General features: G+C 36.6%; 16 protein-coding genes. 12 read left to right on the top strand and 4 right to left on the bottom strand.

Going from position 1 to position 15609, the window contains the following annotated elements:
* Positions 1-62 precede the first annotated feature (62 nt).
* Positions 63-776 carry a biotin--[acetyl-CoA-carboxylase] ligase gene (locus tag BW951_RS07930; RefSeq protein WP_076391561.1) on the top strand — a complete coding sequence of 238 codons (714 nt, stop codon included), beginning with the start codon at positions 63-65 and terminating at the stop codon, positions 774-776.
* Here the strand turns inward: BW951_RS07930 and BW951_RS07925 are convergent.
* Genes BW951_RS07925 through BW951_RS07910 form a run of 4 tightly spaced genes read right to left on the bottom strand, consistent with a single transcriptional unit; the run spans position 770 to position 4135 of the window.
* On the bottom strand, positions 770-1882 hold the full coding sequence (locus tag BW951_RS07925) for an LptF/LptG family permease (protein WP_076391559.1): 1113 nt from the start codon (positions 1880-1882) through the stop codon (positions 770-772). The genes BW951_RS07930 and BW951_RS07925 overlap by 7 nt on opposite strands.
* Positions 1883-1904: 22 nt before the next feature.
* On the bottom strand, positions 1905-3038 hold the full coding sequence (gene tgt / locus BW951_RS07920; protein ID WP_076391557.1) for a tRNA guanosine(34) transglycosylase Tgt: 1134 nt from the start codon (positions 3036-3038) through the stop codon (positions 1905-1907).
* Between the two features lie 6 nt (positions 3039-3044).
* Positions 3045-3422: a DUF4296 domain-containing protein gene (locus tag BW951_RS07915; RefSeq protein ID WP_076391977.1), complete on the bottom strand. Its 378-nt coding sequence runs from the start codon at positions 3420-3422 to the stop codon at positions 3045-3047.
* Positions 3419-4135 (bottom strand): polyprenol monophosphomannose synthase, encoded by a 717-nt coding sequence (locus BW951_RS07910; protein ID WP_076391555.1) that lies wholly within the window; start codon positions 4133-4135, stop codon positions 3419-3421. Before BW951_RS07910 ends, BW951_RS07915 begins: the two co-directional genes overlap by 4 nt.
* A 75-nt stretch (positions 4136-4210) precedes the next feature.
* Between BW951_RS07910 and BW951_RS07905 the strand changes: the two genes are divergently transcribed.
* The 11 genes from BW951_RS07905 to BW951_RS07855 all read left to right on the top strand — a co-directional run bounded on the left by BW951_RS07905 (position 4211) and on the right by BW951_RS07855 (position 15476).
* Complete coding sequence (locus BW951_RS07905; RefSeq protein ID WP_084196384.1) at positions 4211-4879, top strand: DUF4271 domain-containing protein; 669 nt, start codon at positions 4211-4213, stop codon at positions 4877-4879.
* Between the two features lie 12 nt (positions 4880-4891).
* On the top strand, positions 4892-5632 hold the full coding sequence (locus BW951_RS07900) for a uroporphyrinogen-III synthase (protein WP_076391975.1): 741 nt from the start codon (positions 4892-4894) through the stop codon (positions 5630-5632).
* 88 nt (positions 5633-5720) lie between these two features.
* On the top strand, positions 5721-7766 hold the full coding sequence (locus BW951_RS07895) for a S9 family peptidase (protein WP_076391551.1): 2046 nt from the start codon (positions 5721-5723) through the stop codon (positions 7764-7766).
* Positions 7767-7775: 9 nt separating this feature from the next.
* Positions 7776-7973: a hypothetical protein gene (locus BW951_RS07890; RefSeq protein WP_076391549.1), complete on the top strand. Its 198-nt coding sequence runs from the start codon at positions 7776-7778 to the stop codon at positions 7971-7973.
* 10 nt (positions 7974-7983) lie between these two features.
* Positions 7984-8328, top strand: a complete 345-nt coding sequence (locus BW951_RS07885) for a hypothetical protein (RefSeq protein ID WP_076391546.1) — start codon at positions 7984-7986, stop codon at positions 8326-8328.
* Between the two features lie 207 nt (positions 8329-8535).
* Positions 8536-10083, top strand: coding sequence for a sensor histidine kinase (locus tag BW951_RS07880; RefSeq protein ID WP_076391544.1), 1548 nt, complete (start codon positions 8536-8538; stop codon positions 10081-10083).
* A gap of 85 nt (positions 10084-10168) precedes the next feature.
* Positions 10169-10855: a response regulator transcription factor gene (locus tag BW951_RS07875; RefSeq protein WP_027380477.1), complete on the top strand. Its 687-nt coding sequence runs from the start codon at positions 10169-10171 to the stop codon at positions 10853-10855.
* Between the two features lie 68 nt (positions 10856-10923).
* Positions 10924-11571, top strand: coding sequence for a hypothetical protein (locus BW951_RS07870; protein WP_076391542.1), 648 nt, complete (start codon positions 10924-10926; stop codon positions 11569-11571).
* A gap of 5 nt (positions 11572-11576) precedes the next feature.
* A complete protein-coding gene (locus BW951_RS07865) occupies positions 11577-12275 on the top strand; it encodes a hypothetical protein (protein ID WP_139326128.1) in 699 nt (232 codons plus the stop codon).
* Positions 12276-12306: 31 nt separating this feature from the next.
* Entirely contained in the window at positions 12307-12678 is a 372-nt protein-coding gene (locus tag BW951_RS07860) for a hypothetical protein (protein WP_084196383.1), read from the top strand.
* 110 nt (positions 12679-12788) lie between these two features.
* Entirely contained in the window at positions 12789-15476 is a 2688-nt protein-coding gene (locus BW951_RS07855) for a TonB-dependent receptor domain-containing protein (protein WP_076391538.1), read from the top strand.
* Positions 15477-15609: the final 133 nt, after the last annotated feature.

The following is a 15609-nucleotide window of genomic DNA, read 5'->3' as shown; positions in this document are numbered from 1 at the left end:
TTATTGTTTTTCTTTTACTTTAGCCTTATTTTTAGCCTTTTAAAGTCTTAAAGTTTTCTTAAATGAGTGCACTGTTTTATCTGAAAGAATGTTCTTCTACTAATGACGAAATATCTAAGTTTTTACTTTACGGAGATTCAGATTTTATTGCAGTTCATACATTCAATCAGACGAAAGGTCGCGGACAGTACGGAAATACATGGTCTTCAACGGCTGAAAAAAATTTGGCGTATACTCTTGCTGTAAAGGCTGAACACTTTACAGTCTCGGATTTTATGTTCAATTATTATACCGCAATTGCAATACGGGATTTCCTTGCCAATTTGACTGACTGTGACGTGAAAATAAAATGGCCGAATGATATGATTCTTAAAAATAAAAAAATCGTCGGAATTCTTATTGAAAAGAAAAAAATCAACCAGAATAATTATTTCCTCATCGGAGCCGGATTCAATATTTTGCAGGAAAAATTTGAAATTTCCAATGCAGGATCGCTTTTAACGCAGACCGGAAGAAATTTTAACCTGAATGATTTTACGATAAAACTTCATGATTTTTTAACCGAAAAACTGAAAAATATTCCTTCGGAAGAGGAAATTCTCAAACTTTTCAATGCAAACCTGTTCCGCAAAGACGAAATATCTGTTTTCGAAATTGAAAAAACACGCCAAAATGGCATCATCAAAAAGGCTGACGAAAAAGGTGAACTCTGGATTGATCTTGAAAATGACGGACTACAGTCTTTCTATCACAAAGAGGTAAAATTACTTTACTGATTGGCTCTTTTAATGTAAAGAAAAGCAGCAAGCGGTAAAAAGATTATATTGGGAAGCCACATCGCCAAAGCCGGAGAAATACTTTTATTTTCCGAAACCACTTTTAAAGCTTCAAAGGAAAATACGAAAACAAAGGCTAAAGAAATACCAAGAGCTAAGTTAATTCCCAATCCGCCGCGTTTTTTCTGCGAAGAAAGTGAGAGCGCCAGAAAGGTAAGAATAACGATGGAAAAAGGCATTGAGGTTCTTTGATGAAGCTCATTTAAGTGCGCATTTAAGTTGCTGTTTCCTTTTTCAGTTTCTCTTTTGATGAATTTTATCAGTTCCGGTGTTGTTTTATTCTGCCCTAAAAGTTCATTCGGGAAAAGTTCTTCAGGATCATGACCGTATTTTTTCTTCAGATCGAAGCCGCTGGATAATTTCTCTGTATCGTCTTTATTGATGGTTTTTTCCGTATAGGAATTTAGGACAAATTCTTTTTTGTCTTTATCCCACGAAACATCGGAAGCCTTTAGCTCGTACGTCATTCTTCTGTCCTTATCGAACTTCTGATAGACGAATCCTGAACCTCTTTTGTCTCTTTTGTTCCAGGAATTGATAAAGATATATTCGGTTTTGCTTAGTTGTGCAGAAACCGGAGCCGTCCCTAAAACTTTCTCTTTATTGGTTGCATTGTAGGTATAGGCTTCAAGCTGGTTTTTCTGAATATTCGCCCACGGAAGCAGAAAGTGATTGATTCCCAATGACAAAACAGCAATAAACAACGACGTAAGCAAATAAGGCCTTGCAAATCTGTGAAAGCTCGCTCCACTGCTGATGACGGCAACAATCTCTGTATTGTTTGCCATTCTTGAGGTGAAATAAATCACCGAAATAAAGACGAGAATAGAAAGAAACGTCATCACCAGATTCACGATCCAGAAAGGATAAAAGTGAATCAGGAAATAGGTAACGTTAAGTTTTGGGTCTAATGCCGTTGCATTTTCAATTCTTGGAATTTTCTGCTGAACATCGATCACCAAAACAACAATAGACAGCAATATCAGCATGAAACTGAATGTTCCAAGGTATTTTCTAACGATATATCGGTCTATTATTTTAAGCATTTTACTGCGTTTTTATTTTTAATTATAATCTCTGACGAAGAATTGGAACCACCGAATTTTTCCACTGATAGAAATCTCCTGCCATAATATGTTCTCTTGCCACTTTTACCAGATCCAGATAAAAGGCTAAGTTATGAATAGAAGCAATCTGTTTTGCCAGATATTCTTTAGAAACAAACAAATGTCTTACATACGCTTTAGAATATTCTCTGTCTACGAAACTTGTTCCAAATTCGTCCAGAGGCGAAAAATCTTTCTTCCACTTTTCGTTTTTCATATTCATTACCCCTTTCCATGTGAAAAGCATTGCGTTTCTGGCATTTCTCGTCGGCATCACACAATCCATCATATCAATACCTAGACCGATGGATTCCAGAATATTCCACGGAGTTCCCACTCCCATTAAATATCTCGGTTTTTCTTTTGGCAGAATATCGGTAACCTCATCCGTAATTCTGTACATCTCCTCTTCAGGTTCGCCTACGGAAAGACCGCCGATTGCGTTTCCTTCAGCACCCGCTTCCGCAATGACTTCTGCGGAAATTTTTCTTAAATCTGAAAAAGTAGATCCCTGAACAATGGGGAAAAGTCTTTGCTTGTGACCGTACAACTCAGGATTGTTTTCCGTCCATTCAATACATCTTTTTAACCAACGGTGTGTAAGTTCCATTGATGTTTTTGCCTGATTGTATTCGCATGGATACGCCACACATTCATCAAAAGCCATAAAAATATCGGCTCCGATCTGTCTCTGGATCTCCATGGATTTTTCGGGAGAAAACATATGGTAACTTCCGTCGATATGAGATTTGAATCGGGCTCCTTCTTCAGACATTTTTCTGCTGCTTGCCAGTGAAAACACCTGAAAACCTCCCGAATCCGTAAGAATCGGCAGATCCCAGTTCATGAATTTATGCAAACCTCCTGCTTCCTGCATGACTTCCATTCCCGGACGAAGGTATAAATGATAGGTATTCCCCAGAATAATCTGGGCTTTGATATCTTCTTTTAATTCTCTCTGATGAACTGTTTTTACACTTGCAACGGTTCCTACAGGCATAAAAATAGGCGTCTGAATTGTCCCGTGATCTGTGGTAAGTTCTCCGGCTCTCGCCTTTCCCTCAGAGGTTTTTTCTATATTAAAAAACTTTTGCATCTTAAATTATCTCGATAAAGCAGGAGGATTCTGAAGATTTCCTGTTTTATTTTTTTTATCCTTTACATACTGATCCGCTTTCGGATCTTTCTCTAATATTATTTTCTGGGCATCATCTGCGATACTGCTCATCTGTTCCTTTACTACATAATATTTGAAGCTTTCGACAAAATCCTGAGATTTTACGTTGTGCGTTTTCAGGATATATCTTGTTCCTGCCTCCAGATTCGTGTTGGGATACATGAAAGTCGCCTGATCGTTAATGTAAAGATCAGCCATAATTTCTGCCATCTGATCTTTCGGGATCAGATTTTTAGGCTTATCGATGTAGTCTCCGCATGAAAACAGACACATCAGAACGAAAATGAAGATCAGCTTTTTCATAATCTGTTGATGATGGATTTCCATTTTAAATTTAAAACTCCAAAAACGGCTTCATGAATGATACCGCCATTCATTTTGCTTTCTCCTAGAATTCTGTTTGTAAAAATAATAGGAACTTCTACAATTTTAAATCCTTTTTTAAAAGCCCTGAATTTCATTTCGATCTGAAATCCGTATCCTTTTAATTTTACGTTATCCAAACCAATTTCTTCCAGCACCTTTCTTGAAAAGCAGACAAAACCTGCCGTGGTATCATGAATCGGAAGTCCTAAAACAAACCGCACATATTTTGAAGCGAAATAAGACAGCAAAACACGTCCCATTGGCCAGTTTACCACATTTACCCCTTTGGAATACCGGGAACCGATTGCCATATCTGCATTTAAACAGGCTTCATACAGCTTAGGAAGATCATTCGGGTTGTGCGAAAAATCGGCATCCATTTCGAAAATATAGTCATACTTGTTTTCGATTGCCCATTTAAAACCATGAATATATGCTTTTCCCAAACCATCTTTCACTTTTCGTATCGAAAGATGAAGATAGTGCGGGAATTTTTTCTGTAAATCCTTCACCAGATCCGCCGTTCCATCAGGAGACGAGTCATCCACTACCAAAATATGAAAGTCATCTTCCAATGCAAAAACTGCGGAAATAATATTTTCAATATTTTCCTTTTCGTTGTAAGTCGGAATTATGACCAGTTTTTTCATTTCAGTTTGCAAAGATAGTTTATTTAACCTTTTTATTTTATACAAAATAATCTATAATTTTGCAAAAAAATTCCGTTGCCGTTATCACAAACATTTATAAATCATGTAAGAATACCTGAAAATAACGATTGGGTAATCTTTATATTGCTGGGCTGTATCTTTTTATACCTTTTTATGATGAACGTCGTAGAAAGAGAAGCCAACCTGAAAGACTTTCTGCTTCAAAAATATTTTGATGCCAGTAACAACCTTCCGAGCTGGGTAATCACCTCCTGCGTTATTACACTTACGCTTTCGGTTTTGATCTCGCAGTATATTCCTGTTGTTCCCAAATATGTTGCCGATCTTCAGGTTTTGGGATATCAGCTTAATAAATTCGGTTTTTGTTTAATTGCGGTTATTCTTTTTTATGCAGTAAAATCAACTTTAGGATTTTTATTTTTCCAAAGCATTGGTGACGGAAAAAAATGGACTGTTTTTTATTTTACCTCTACAAAATTTTATTTTATCCTGTCTTTTTTGTTAATAATTTTATGTGTAACCCACTATTATTTCCCGATCGACAGAAATAAAATGTTTTTATATTACATTTTCTTTTTCTCTTTTGTATTCATTTTCAAGGTGTTTTTCTATTTATTTCATAAGAACAACATTTTACCCGAGAAATGGTATTATAAATTTTTGTATATTTGCACGCTCCAAATTGCACCCGTTTTGTTGCTTTGGAAACTATTGTTTTTTTAATAACTGTCAATGATGAGAATAAAGTCTATATTGGTTTCTCAACCAGCGCCAAGTGAGTCGTCTCCGTACCTGGAAATTGCAAAGAAGGAAAAGATAAAGATTGATTTCCGCCCTTTCATCCACGTCGAAGGAGTTGACAATAAAGAGCTTAGAACACAAAAGATCGATCTTACACAATATACCGGAATTATTTTCACGAGTAAAAATGCGATCGACCATTACTTCAGATTAGCTGAAGAGCTTCGTTTTTCGGTTCCTGATACGATGAGATACATCTGTCAGTCGGAAGCCATTGCGAACTATCTTCAAAAGCATATTGTATACAGAAAAAGAAAGATCAGCTTCGGGGAAAAGAATTTCTCGGACCTTCTTCCGCTGTTTAAAAAATTCCCGAGCGAAAAATATCTTTTGCCCTCATCAGATGTTTTAAGCCCGGATATTACAAAAACAATGGAAGCTTCTAATGTAGACTGGAAAAGAGCCATCATGTACAGAACGGTTTGCAGCGATCTTACAGACATTAATGTAAAAGATTATGATATGCTGATCTTCTTCAGTCCGCAGGGAATAAAGTCTTTACAGCAGAATTTTCCGGATTTCAAACAGGAAGAAACAAAAATCGGCGTTTTTGGCGCAACCACTTCAGCAGCAGCAGAAGAAGCAGGGCTGAAAGTAGATTTAATGGCTCCTACAAAGGAAACTCCGTCCATGACGATGGCTTTGGAAAAGTATATTAAAGCGCTACACAAGTAAGTTTTAATACAAAAATATACAGGAACCGTCTTTTCTTACCGGAAAGATGGTTTTTTTTTAACTAAATTTGAACAAGAATTAATATTGAATGGAAGCTCCAAAGGCAAAAAAAATAGAAAAAATACTTGAAACACACGGTGATAAAAGGATTGACCCCTATTTCTGGCTCAACGAAAGAGAAAATCCGGAAGTGATACAATATCTTGAAGAAGAAAATGCGTATGCAGATTTCATCATGAAAGATACAGAACCTTTTCAGGAAGAACTTTTTGAGGAAATGAAAGCCCGCTATAAAAAAGACGACGAATCTTTACCTTATTTCTTTAACGAATACTGGTATATCGTTCGTTATGAAGAGGGAAAAGAATATCCTATTTTCTGCAGAAAATACCAAAGTCTTGAAAACGAAGAAGAAATTATTCTGGATGTTAATGTTTTGGCAGAAGGCGAAAATTATTTTGAAGTAGGAAGCGTTGCTGTTTCTCCAAACAACCAATTGGCTTCATTTTCAACGGATAATGTGAGCCGAAGAATTTACACCATTAAATTCAAAAATTTACAGACCGGCGAAACTCTTCCTGATGAAATTGAAAACACCACAGGAAAAGCAGTCTGGGCAAATGATAACGAACATATTTTCTACATCAGAAAAGATGAAAGCTTAAGAGCTTTTCAGGTGTATAGACATAAATTGGGAACAGATTCTTCGGATGATGTGCTTATTTTCCACGAAAAAGATGATACATTCGACGTTAATGTTTTCAAAACCAAATCTCTGGAATATATTTTCATTGCCAGTTCGAGTACCATTTCGGATGAGCACAGATTTATTCCTTCGGATGATGTTTTCGCAGACTGGACGATTATTCAGCCCAGAATAGATGATCTGGAATATTCGGTTGAACATTACGAAGATGAATTCTACATCATTACCAACGCAGACGATGCTTTCAATTTCAAAATTGTAAAGACAAAGATTAATAACTGTGGCATTGAAAACTGGGTGGATGTCATTCCGCATCGTCCGGAAGTTCTGCTGGAGGGTTTTGAGATCTTTAAAAACTATCTGGTTCTTGAGGAAAGAGAACAAGGTCTGTTACAGATTAAAATTATTGACGAAAAAACGCAGGAATCGCATTATCTGCCTTTTTCAGATCCTACTTATACCGCTTACATCGGAGTAAATCTGGAATTTGATACGGAAGTTCTCCGCTACGGCTACACTTCTCTTACACAGCCAAGTTCCACCTACGAATATAATATGAAGGAAAAAACCACAAAGCTTCTGAAACAACAGGAAGTTTTGGGCGGAAAATTCTTTGCCGAAAATTATATTTCCGAAAGAATCTGGGCAGATTCCAGAGACGGAGAAGCGAAAGTTCCTATTTCTCTGGTTTACCATAAAGACACCCCAAAATCTGCGGATACGCCTTTACTTTTATATGGTTATGGAAGCTACGGACATACCGTTGATGCGAGTTTTTCGAACGTGAGACTTTCCATTTTAGACAGAGGTTTCATTTATGCGATTGCCCACATCCGAGGCGGAGAATATCTGGGAAGAGAATGGTATGAAGACGGAAAAATGCTGTTCAAGAAAAATACATTCTTCGATTTTATTGATGCCGGAAAATTTTTAATTAAAGAAAATTATACTTCTTCAAAGCACTTGTACGCCATGGGCGGAAGCGCAGGAGGACTATTGGTGGGAGCAGTAATGAATTATGAACCTTCCCTGTTTAACGGAATTGTAGCACAGGTTCCTTTTGTGGACGTTGTAACGACCATGCTGGACGAAACCATCCCTTTAACGACAGGAGAATACGACGAATGGGGAAATCCGAATGACGAAGAATATTATCATTATATGAAAGAATATTCGCCGTACGATAATGTGGAAGCCAAAGATTACCCAAATCTATTGATTACCACCGGATTGCACGATTCGCAGGTACAGTATTGGGAACCGGCAAAATGGACGGCAAAACTCCGAGAGCTGAAAACGGATGACAATATCCTGATTTTCAAAACAGATATGAGTGCAGGACACGGCGGAGCGAGCGGAAGATTTGAATCTCTGAAAGAAGATGCTTTGGAATATGCTTTCCTGATGAAATTAGAAAATAAATATTAAACCGATTTTATGACACTCCTGATTATTTTCTTTGGTCTTGCGGTGGTGTATTACCTTTTTCAGAAAAACAGAATCAACAGAATTGAAAAACAGGAATACCTCCGCGAAAGGAAGAATGAAAAATTCGAACAGCTTCTGAATCTCGCAAGAAAACAGGATGCGGCAACATCTGAAGAGCAGGACAAAAATAATAACACGGAGAATTGATTGATACATTATGATGAACGAAGCGGAACTATGGCAAAAAGTAGAGCAATTTTTCATTGAAAATTTCGATACGGAAAAAAATGCTCCGATAGAAACCTACCTTTTCCTGATCGGACTTCAGGAACTGGGAAGCGGACAGCAGAAATATACAAAAGATGATAAGGTGAACTTAATCCACATTGCAGTGTGCAGATTACTGGAGCCTTTCGGATATTATAAATTTTCGCATTACGACGACGATGGATATCCTCACTTCGATAAGCTGGAAGATCTTCCGGAACTGAAACCGAATGAGCAGCAGCTTTTGATGAAGAAAGCAATTATTCAGTATTTTCAGGACGAGGAAATACTTTAGCAATAAAAAAAATGGAGAGTAAATTTTTACTTTCCATTTTTTTTGCAATGACTTTTGTTGTACAACTAAGTTAAAATTTATAAAAAAATGTTAAATAACACCTTTTTAAGAAAAATTACACAATTTTATGGCGCGTTTTTTGTTTATCAAGTCATAAAATAATTAATTTTAACACTCATTATTTCAAAAACGATTAAAATAAAGTAAATGAATAATAAGTTCATCCCAATAATTTCGGTGTTTATGACGATTTCACTGATTGTCTTTGTTACGCTCCAGTTTTATTGGCTGAAAAATTATTACGGTGCACTGGAACAGGAGTTTTCCAATAAAGTGTATTCCGCATTGGAAAGTACTTCCAAAAACATGGAAGAAATTGAAGTAGATAAATATTTAAATATTGACAATAAAGATTTCAGAAACAATATTTTAGCAAACAGCGATCAGCCTACGTTAACGACGATTCAGCAGGTAGAAGATTCCGGAACGCAGAGACAGATCATTTACTCTAAAAATATTATTGAAAAAAGTCAGCTTCCGATTTCCAAACAGGGAGATTCCATCAAGCTTACAAAATTGTATTCTGATGAAGCCGCCTATAAAATAAAAAGAGATACGACCAATCGTGAAATTCTTACCGCAGACATTAATCAGGATCTGGAGAATGGAGATTATGCGATGAAGGAATATGCGAAGATTATAGGAAATAATTTACCGATCAGCAAAAGAGTTGATGCAAAAATTTTAGATTCTGTTATTACCAAAGAATTAAAAATCAGAGGAATCAGCGCGAAATTTGGTTACGGAATTATTGATAAGAATAATAATCTTACCAAAGTTTTTAATAAAGATTATAAGGAGAAAAAAGACAACAATACGTATAGTTATCCGCTTTTTACAGATCAGAAAGAAAGAACACTTTACAGTCTCGCTCTGGTATTTCCAAAGAAAGATTATTCTTTAGCCATGAACAACTGGCCGATGCTTTTGGGAACTTTTCTTTCTCTGCTTACAATTTTAGGAATTTATATTATTTCCATTAATTATATGATGAGGCAGAAAAAAATGGCGGAAGTGAAAACGGATTTTATCAACAATATGTCTCATGAGTTTAAAACTCCTCTGGCAACAATTTCTGTGGCAACAGATTCTTTGGCGAATGATAAGATTGCAACCAATCCGGAAAAGGTAAAATACTATTCGGAACTGATTAAGCAGGAAAATCTGAGGATGAAAAAGCAGGTGGAAAATGTTCTGAATATGTCTAAACTTGAGCGTAATGAAGTGAAATTATTCCTGAAGGAAACCAACGTAAGAGAATTGATCAGAAGAACGGCAGAATCTTTCAGCCTTATTGTAAAGCAGAGAAACGGCACGCTGAGGGAGGAATTTAATGCAACGAATTATACTTTTAAAATTGATGAATTCCACATCTCGAATATGTTGGTAAATCTTTTAGACAACGCCAATAAATATTCGCCGGAAACGCCTGAAATCTCTATTAAAACAAGAAATGAAGGACATTTTTATGTAATTGAAATTTCAGATAAAGGAATGGGAATGGAAACCCAGAATAAAACAAAAATTTTCGAAAAATTCTTCAGGGAAGAAACAGGAAATATTCATAATGTGAAAGGACAGGGTTTAGGACTTTCCTATGTTAAAAAGATTGTGGAACTGCATAAAGGACAGATTATTGTGGATTCACAAAAAGGAAAAGGAAGTACATTTACGATTAAGCTTCCGATGGCGTAGATAAAAATTTAACCAATAAACAAATATTAGAAAAGAGGAGAATGACTTGTTCATTCAAAATTATTAACGATTAATAGTTAAAACTATGAGCAACAGAATATTATTAGTAGAAGACGACCAGAGTTTTGGGGCAGTGCTGAAGGATTATTTAACGATAAATAACTTCGAAGTTACTCTTGCTACAGACGGAGAACAGGGGTTGAAAGAATTTACGGAAAACGAATTCGATATCTGTATTTTCGATGTGATGATGCCTAAAAAAGACGGTTTTTCATTAGCAGAAGACGTAAAAAAGATAGATAAAAATACACCGATCATTTTCTTAACTGCAAGAAATATGAGAGAAGACATATTGAAAGGATATCAATTGGGAGCTGATGATTACATTACAAAACCATTTGATACCGAACTTCTTTTATATAAAATTAAAGCAATTCTTCAGAGAAGTTCCACGTTGGAAAATGAAGAGCAGGAACAGTTCAAGATCAGCAATATTTTCTTTGATTCTATGCTGAGACAACTGAGAGTTGGCGATAACGAATACAAGCTTTCTCCAAAAGAAAACGAATTGTTGAAGCTTCTTTGCATCCACAGAAACGATTTCATGCCGAGAGACTTAGCGTTGAGAAAGATATGGAAGAAAGAAAACTATTTTACGGCAAGAAGTATGGACGTTTATATTGCTAAACTTCGTAAACTTCTGAAAGACGACGAAGGACTGGAAATCATCAACGTACACGGAGAAGGATTCAGACTTTTGGTTAAGAATTAATTCTAAAATATCACTATTATTATAAAATTGGCAAAGCATTTAAAAATGTTTTGCTAATTTTGTTTTATATGAAAAATACATTGTTAGGCATACTTGCCATTTCTATATTTACTGTATCGTGTAAGAAGGATGAGAGAGCAACTTATCTTAAAGAAGAAACCGGAGTTCAGCAGGCTCCTGTAGCGGTTAATCAGGCTCCTAAAGCGTCTATTCTGGATCAGGCGGGAATTAAAACAACAACAGGATCGGGAACTTCCACCGTTACTTCTCCGGGAATGAATCCGCCACATGGCCAACCCGGCCACAGATGTGATATCCCGGTAGGACAGCCATTAAATTCTGCTCCTGCACAATCTCAACAGGGAACTCAGAATGTTGCGGTAAATGCTCCGCAGGGACAGACCATTCAGATTGATCCGAATTCTCTGAAACCCGGAAAATTTGCCGTAGACCAAAGCGGAAAAGCAAAAACCGTAAAAACTCCGAAAGGCATGAATCCACCTCACGGAGAACCGGGACATCGATGCGATATTCCGGTAGGACAACCTTTGAACAGTAAACCGGCTCCGGTTCAGCAGCCTGTACAGCAGAATATGGCACAAAACACTCCCGCTCCGGCTCCGACACCTGCTCCAACAGGTCCGAAGCCGGCAGTAAATCCTCCGCATGGAGAGCCTTGGCATGACTGTGCGAAGAAAGTTGGAGAAGCCCTGTAAGAATTATGCTTATTTACGACGTCAGCCAGAACACCGGCGAAACTATTCATGAAGATTTTCTGATGAATAGTCTTGATCGATTTATTAAGCCACATCATCATAACTTTTTTGGTCTTGAATATCATGTCTCCGTAACATTGCGAGACAAGACGTTTCTTCCCTGTGTGACTTTAAGACATCTAGGAAAAGCGATAAAATTACAGTTTGAAAGATTGCACAAAACATATTATTCAGGAGTAACCAACAGAAACCAATTACCTCAGGATTACGTTCAAAAAGGGATTATTGAAGGCTTGATAGTTCAAGACAATACAGTTTCTCTGTCAGATATTGAGAAGATCGAAAAGTGTAAATATTCTTTTCCCGAAGAATTTCAGAAAAAATTCAGTTTTTACCCCACCCATTACTTTCTTGCTCAATTTGGTGACGGAAGTTTTGAAAATTTTCGTGGCTCCGAAACAGGATTCTATGAGGTTCCCGCTAACAGAGATCTGGAAGATATTGTAGAAATATTTAATTCAACTTTAATACTCGAAAACGAAGATATTATTGAATTAAAAAACTATATGGATTGGAAAAAAAACGAGAAAGAGTTTAAAAGAATTCATTTGGGAAAACCTTTTTTCGCCTGCTATTTTGGAGGATATGAAGAAAAAGATTTTGAAGATAAGTTATCCAAAATCCGAATTAATTTTAGAGAATAACCATCATCATTAACATTTTTCCTACCTTTGTATGGTGAAATTTATTCAACTTTTATCCATTATCTTTTGTCTGGGAATTTTTTTAGTTCCTAAAGACAGTTTCTATGCACAGAATATGCAGGAAAACTGTTGCAAAAAAGATTCTGAAATGAGCTGCTGTAAAAAAGATCACTCCCGAAATTCGAAAAACAATCATCACAAAAAAGAACAGAAATCAAATTGTAACGACGATTGCTGTTCAACGTGTTTAGCCTGTTATACTTTTATAGAAACTCCTTTTTCCAAGAGTTTACAATTAGAATATTCGTATTACAAATCGAATAAAAATTTACAGTTCGAATATTCTGATCCATACCTTTCAAGCCGTTTAAAAGAAATCTGGCAGCCGCCAAAAATAGCTTAATTAAAAATAATGTTATTAAACATTGATTTACCAGCATCAGAATGACTGGTTATCGACCTGATGTTTACATTGCAGCATTAAAGCTTTAATTAATCTAAATTTTAAACAAAATGAAATTATATATTTCCAGGATTATTCTTGGTGTATTCTTATTATCCGTACAATGTATTTTTGCCCAGAATCTTTCTGAAAACCAGTTCAAAGTAAAAGGAAACTGTGAGATGTGCAAAGAAAGAATCGAAAATACTGCTAAAAAAGCAGGCGCAAAAACAGCAACCTATTCAATTGATTCACAGACATTAATTATTGAAACAGACAACAATGCTTCTTCTGAAGAAATATTAAAAAAAATCGCCGAGGCAGGTCATGACAATGAAAAATTCAAAGCCTCTGCCGAAACGTATGAAGATCTTCCGGGATGTTGTCATTACGACAGAAATTTACAGCCGCAAACAATTGATAGTCATGAAAATCATGCTAAAAAAGAGAATGAATTTTATGTAAAAGGCAATTGCGAATCCTGCAAAGTAAGAATTGAAAAAGCCGCCAAAGATGCCGGAGCAGATTCCGCAGAATGGAATGCCGAAAGACAAATTATAACGCTGAATTTTGATTCGAAGAAAACATCATCAGACAAAATTTTAAAGAAAATTGCGGAAGTTGGGCATGATAACGAGAAGTATAAATCCAGCGATAATACCTATAAAAACCTGCCTTCCTGTTGTCTGTATGACAGAGAAATTCCATTTGGAGAAGCAAATCCAAAAGTTCATACGGAAGAAGGCAATTCTTCAGAACACACCGACCACAGTGATCATCATGAAGCGGGTGAAAATCACAGCAGTCATGAAAAAAATATTGAAGGCGTTACGGTAACCGCATCAAAAGCGGCAACGTCTTTAAACAAAAAAGAAGCAGGACTTATTTTTAATATTGATAAAAAAGAACTCCTGAAAGCTGCCTGCTGTAACCTTTCTGAAAGTTTTGAAACTAACGCAACGGTTGATGTTTCTTTCAGCAATGCGGTTACAGGAACAAAGCAACTGAAAATGTTAGGTCTAGATCAGAAATACACGAGCCTGACAAAAGAACTACTGCCCGAAATCCGCGGATTGGCTTCTGCTTACGGACTGAATTTCATTCCCGGACGATGGATTGAAAGCATTCAGCTTACCAAAGGCGGAAGTACCGTAACGAATGGTTATGAAAGCATTACAGGACAAATTAATACAGAATTGCTGAAAAATGCAGAAAAGCCGGAGACTTCACTGAATTTATTTTCAGATTTTAACGGAAGAGCAGAAGCCAATATCACCAGTGTTTCACCCATCAATAAAAAATGGTCGCAAACATTTTTACTGCACGGAAACGGAACTTTCGGAGATACGGATATGAATGATGATGGATTTCTGGACAGACCGAAAGGAACTCAGTTAAACGCAGCTTATTTATTGAATTACAACGATTTGGAGAATTCAGGATTGGGTTCGCATTTTGGAATTAATTTCATCAAAGACGAAAGAACTTCGGGACAGATTGGATTTGACAAAAAAATGCCGCAGGAAAAGCAGTCGCTGTACGGAGTTGGAATTGACATCTCCAGATTTCAGGTTTGGAATAAAACAGGCTATGTTTTTAAAGGAAAACCTTACCAGAGTCTGGGCTGGATGAACCAATATACTTTTCATCAGCAGGACAGCTTTTTCGGACTGAGAAATTATTCCGGAAAGCAGCACACGTATTATTCCAATTTAATTTTTGAAAGTATTTTGGGAAATACCAATCATAAATACAAAGCCGGAGCAAGCTTCATGTATGATGGATATGACGAAACATACTTAACCTCAACGATCAAAAGAAACGAGATTGTTCCGGGAGCTTTTGCGGAATATACTTTAACAGGTTTAAAATACACCTTAGTTGCCGGAGCAAGAGTAGACTTTCATAATCTTGCCGGAACGCAGTTCACTCCGAGACTGAATTTTAAATATGATTTTACACCGCAGACGATTTTGAGACTTTCCGCAGGAAGAGGGTTCAGAACGGCAAACATTTTTGCCGAAAGTCAGCAGTATTTTGCATCTAACCGATCGATTCAGATTTTACAGAACGGAGGTGATATTTACGGTTTAAGACCTGAAATTGCATGGAATTATGGAGCCAGTTTACAGCAGGAATTTAAACTTTTCGGAAGAAAATCTACTGTGGTAGCCGATTTTTTCAGAACGGATTTTCAGGATCAGGTGATGGTGGATCTGGACAGGTCTCCTCAACAATTGACTTTCTATAATCTTAACGGAAAATCTTTTGCCAATTCTTTCCAGACTCAGTGGGATTTCATTCCTTTCAGAAATTTTGAGGTGAGACTGGCTTACAAATATTACGATGTTCAGGCAGATTATCTGGATGGAAGACGTGAAGTTCCTTTCATGGCGAAACACAGAGGTTTTGTGAATTTTGCCTATTCTACCAACAAAAACAGCAAAGGTGGATTCTGGAGTTTCGACACCACACTGAATGCAGTCGGAAAACAGAGGATTCCCAATACTTCATCAAATCCTGCGGAATTTCAGCTTCCTTCCTATTCCGAATCCTATGCGGTTTTAAATGCACAGATTTCAAGGAATTTCAATAAGAAAATCAGGGCGTATCTTGGAGGAGAAAATTTAACTTCCTATTATCAGAAAAATGCCATTGTTGATGTTAAAAATCCTTTCGGAAATTATTTTGACGGCGGAATGGTGTATGCTCCGATCATGAAAGCTAATTTTTATGTGGGACTGGATGTTACTTTTTAAGTTTTAGAGTTGGAGGGTTCTAGCGTTAGTGGGTTGGAGTCGTGAGCTAAAAATCAGAATTAATATTATTTGCACTTAGTTTAAACCATTAAGATTTCTGTTAAGAAGTTTAGAATATTAAGATGAGCTTCGC

It is taken from the genome of Chryseobacterium gambrini (assembly GCF_900156825.1).
GTDB classification, from domain to species: Bacteria; Bacteroidota; Bacteroidia; order Flavobacteriales; family Weeksellaceae; genus Chryseobacterium; species Chryseobacterium gambrini.
The sequence above is the reverse complement of the archived record's forward strand: the minus strand, read 5'-3'. Positions and strand labels throughout refer to the sequence as shown.

Bases quoted from the DNA above. Each gene is read 5' to 3' on its own strand.
- BW951_RS07890 (WP_076391549.1), top strand. From the start codon at position 7,776: ATGACACTCCTGATTATTTTCTTTGGTCTTGCGGTGGTGTATTACCTT.
- BW951_RS07865 (WP_139326128.1), top strand. From the start codon at position 11,577: ATGCTTATTTACGACGTCAGCCAGAACACCGGCGAAACTATTCATGAA.
- BW951_RS07870 (WP_076391542.1), top strand. From the start codon at position 10,924: ATGAAAAATACATTGTTAGGCATACTTGCCATTTCTATATTTACTGTA.
- BW951_RS07930 (WP_076391561.1), top strand. From the start codon at position 63: ATGAGTGCACTGTTTTATCTGAAAGAATGTTCTTCTACTAATGACGAA.
- BW951_RS07915 (WP_076391977.1), bottom strand. From the start codon at position 3,422: ATGAAAAAGCTGATCTTCATTTTCGTTCTGATGTGTCTGTTTTCATGC.
- BW951_RS07895 (WP_076391551.1), top strand. From the start codon at position 5,721: ATGGAAGCTCCAAAGGCAAAAAAAATAGAAAAAATACTTGAAACACAC.
- BW951_RS07885 (WP_076391546.1), top strand. From the start codon at position 7,984: ATGATGAACGAAGCGGAACTATGGCAAAAAGTAGAGCAATTTTTCATT.
- BW951_RS07910 (WP_076391555.1), bottom strand. From the start codon at position 4,135: ATGAAAAAACTGGTCATAATTCCGACTTACAACGAAAAGGAAAATATT.
- BW951_RS07880 (WP_076391544.1), top strand. From the start codon at position 8,536: ATGAATAATAAGTTCATCCCAATAATTTCGGTGTTTATGACGATTTCA.
- BW951_RS07925 (WP_076391559.1), bottom strand. From the start codon at position 1,882: ATGCTTAAAATAATAGACCGATATATCGTTAGAAAATACCTTGGAACA.
- tgt (WP_076391557.1), bottom strand. From the start codon at position 3,038: ATGCAAAAGTTTTTTAATATAGAAAAAACCTCTGAGGGAAAGGCGAGA.
- BW951_RS07875 (WP_027380477.1), top strand. From the start codon at position 10,169: ATGAGCAACAGAATATTATTAGTAGAAGACGACCAGAGTTTTGGGGCA.
- BW951_RS07855 (WP_076391538.1), top strand. From the start codon at position 12,789: ATGAAATTATATATTTCCAGGATTATTCTTGGTGTATTCTTATTATCC.
- BW951_RS07900 (WP_076391975.1), top strand. From the start codon at position 4,892: ATGAGAATAAAGTCTATATTGGTTTCTCAACCAGCGCCAAGTGAGTCG.
- BW951_RS07860 (WP_084196383.1), top strand. From the start codon at position 12,307: ATGGTGAAATTTATTCAACTTTTATCCATTATCTTTTGTCTGGGAATT.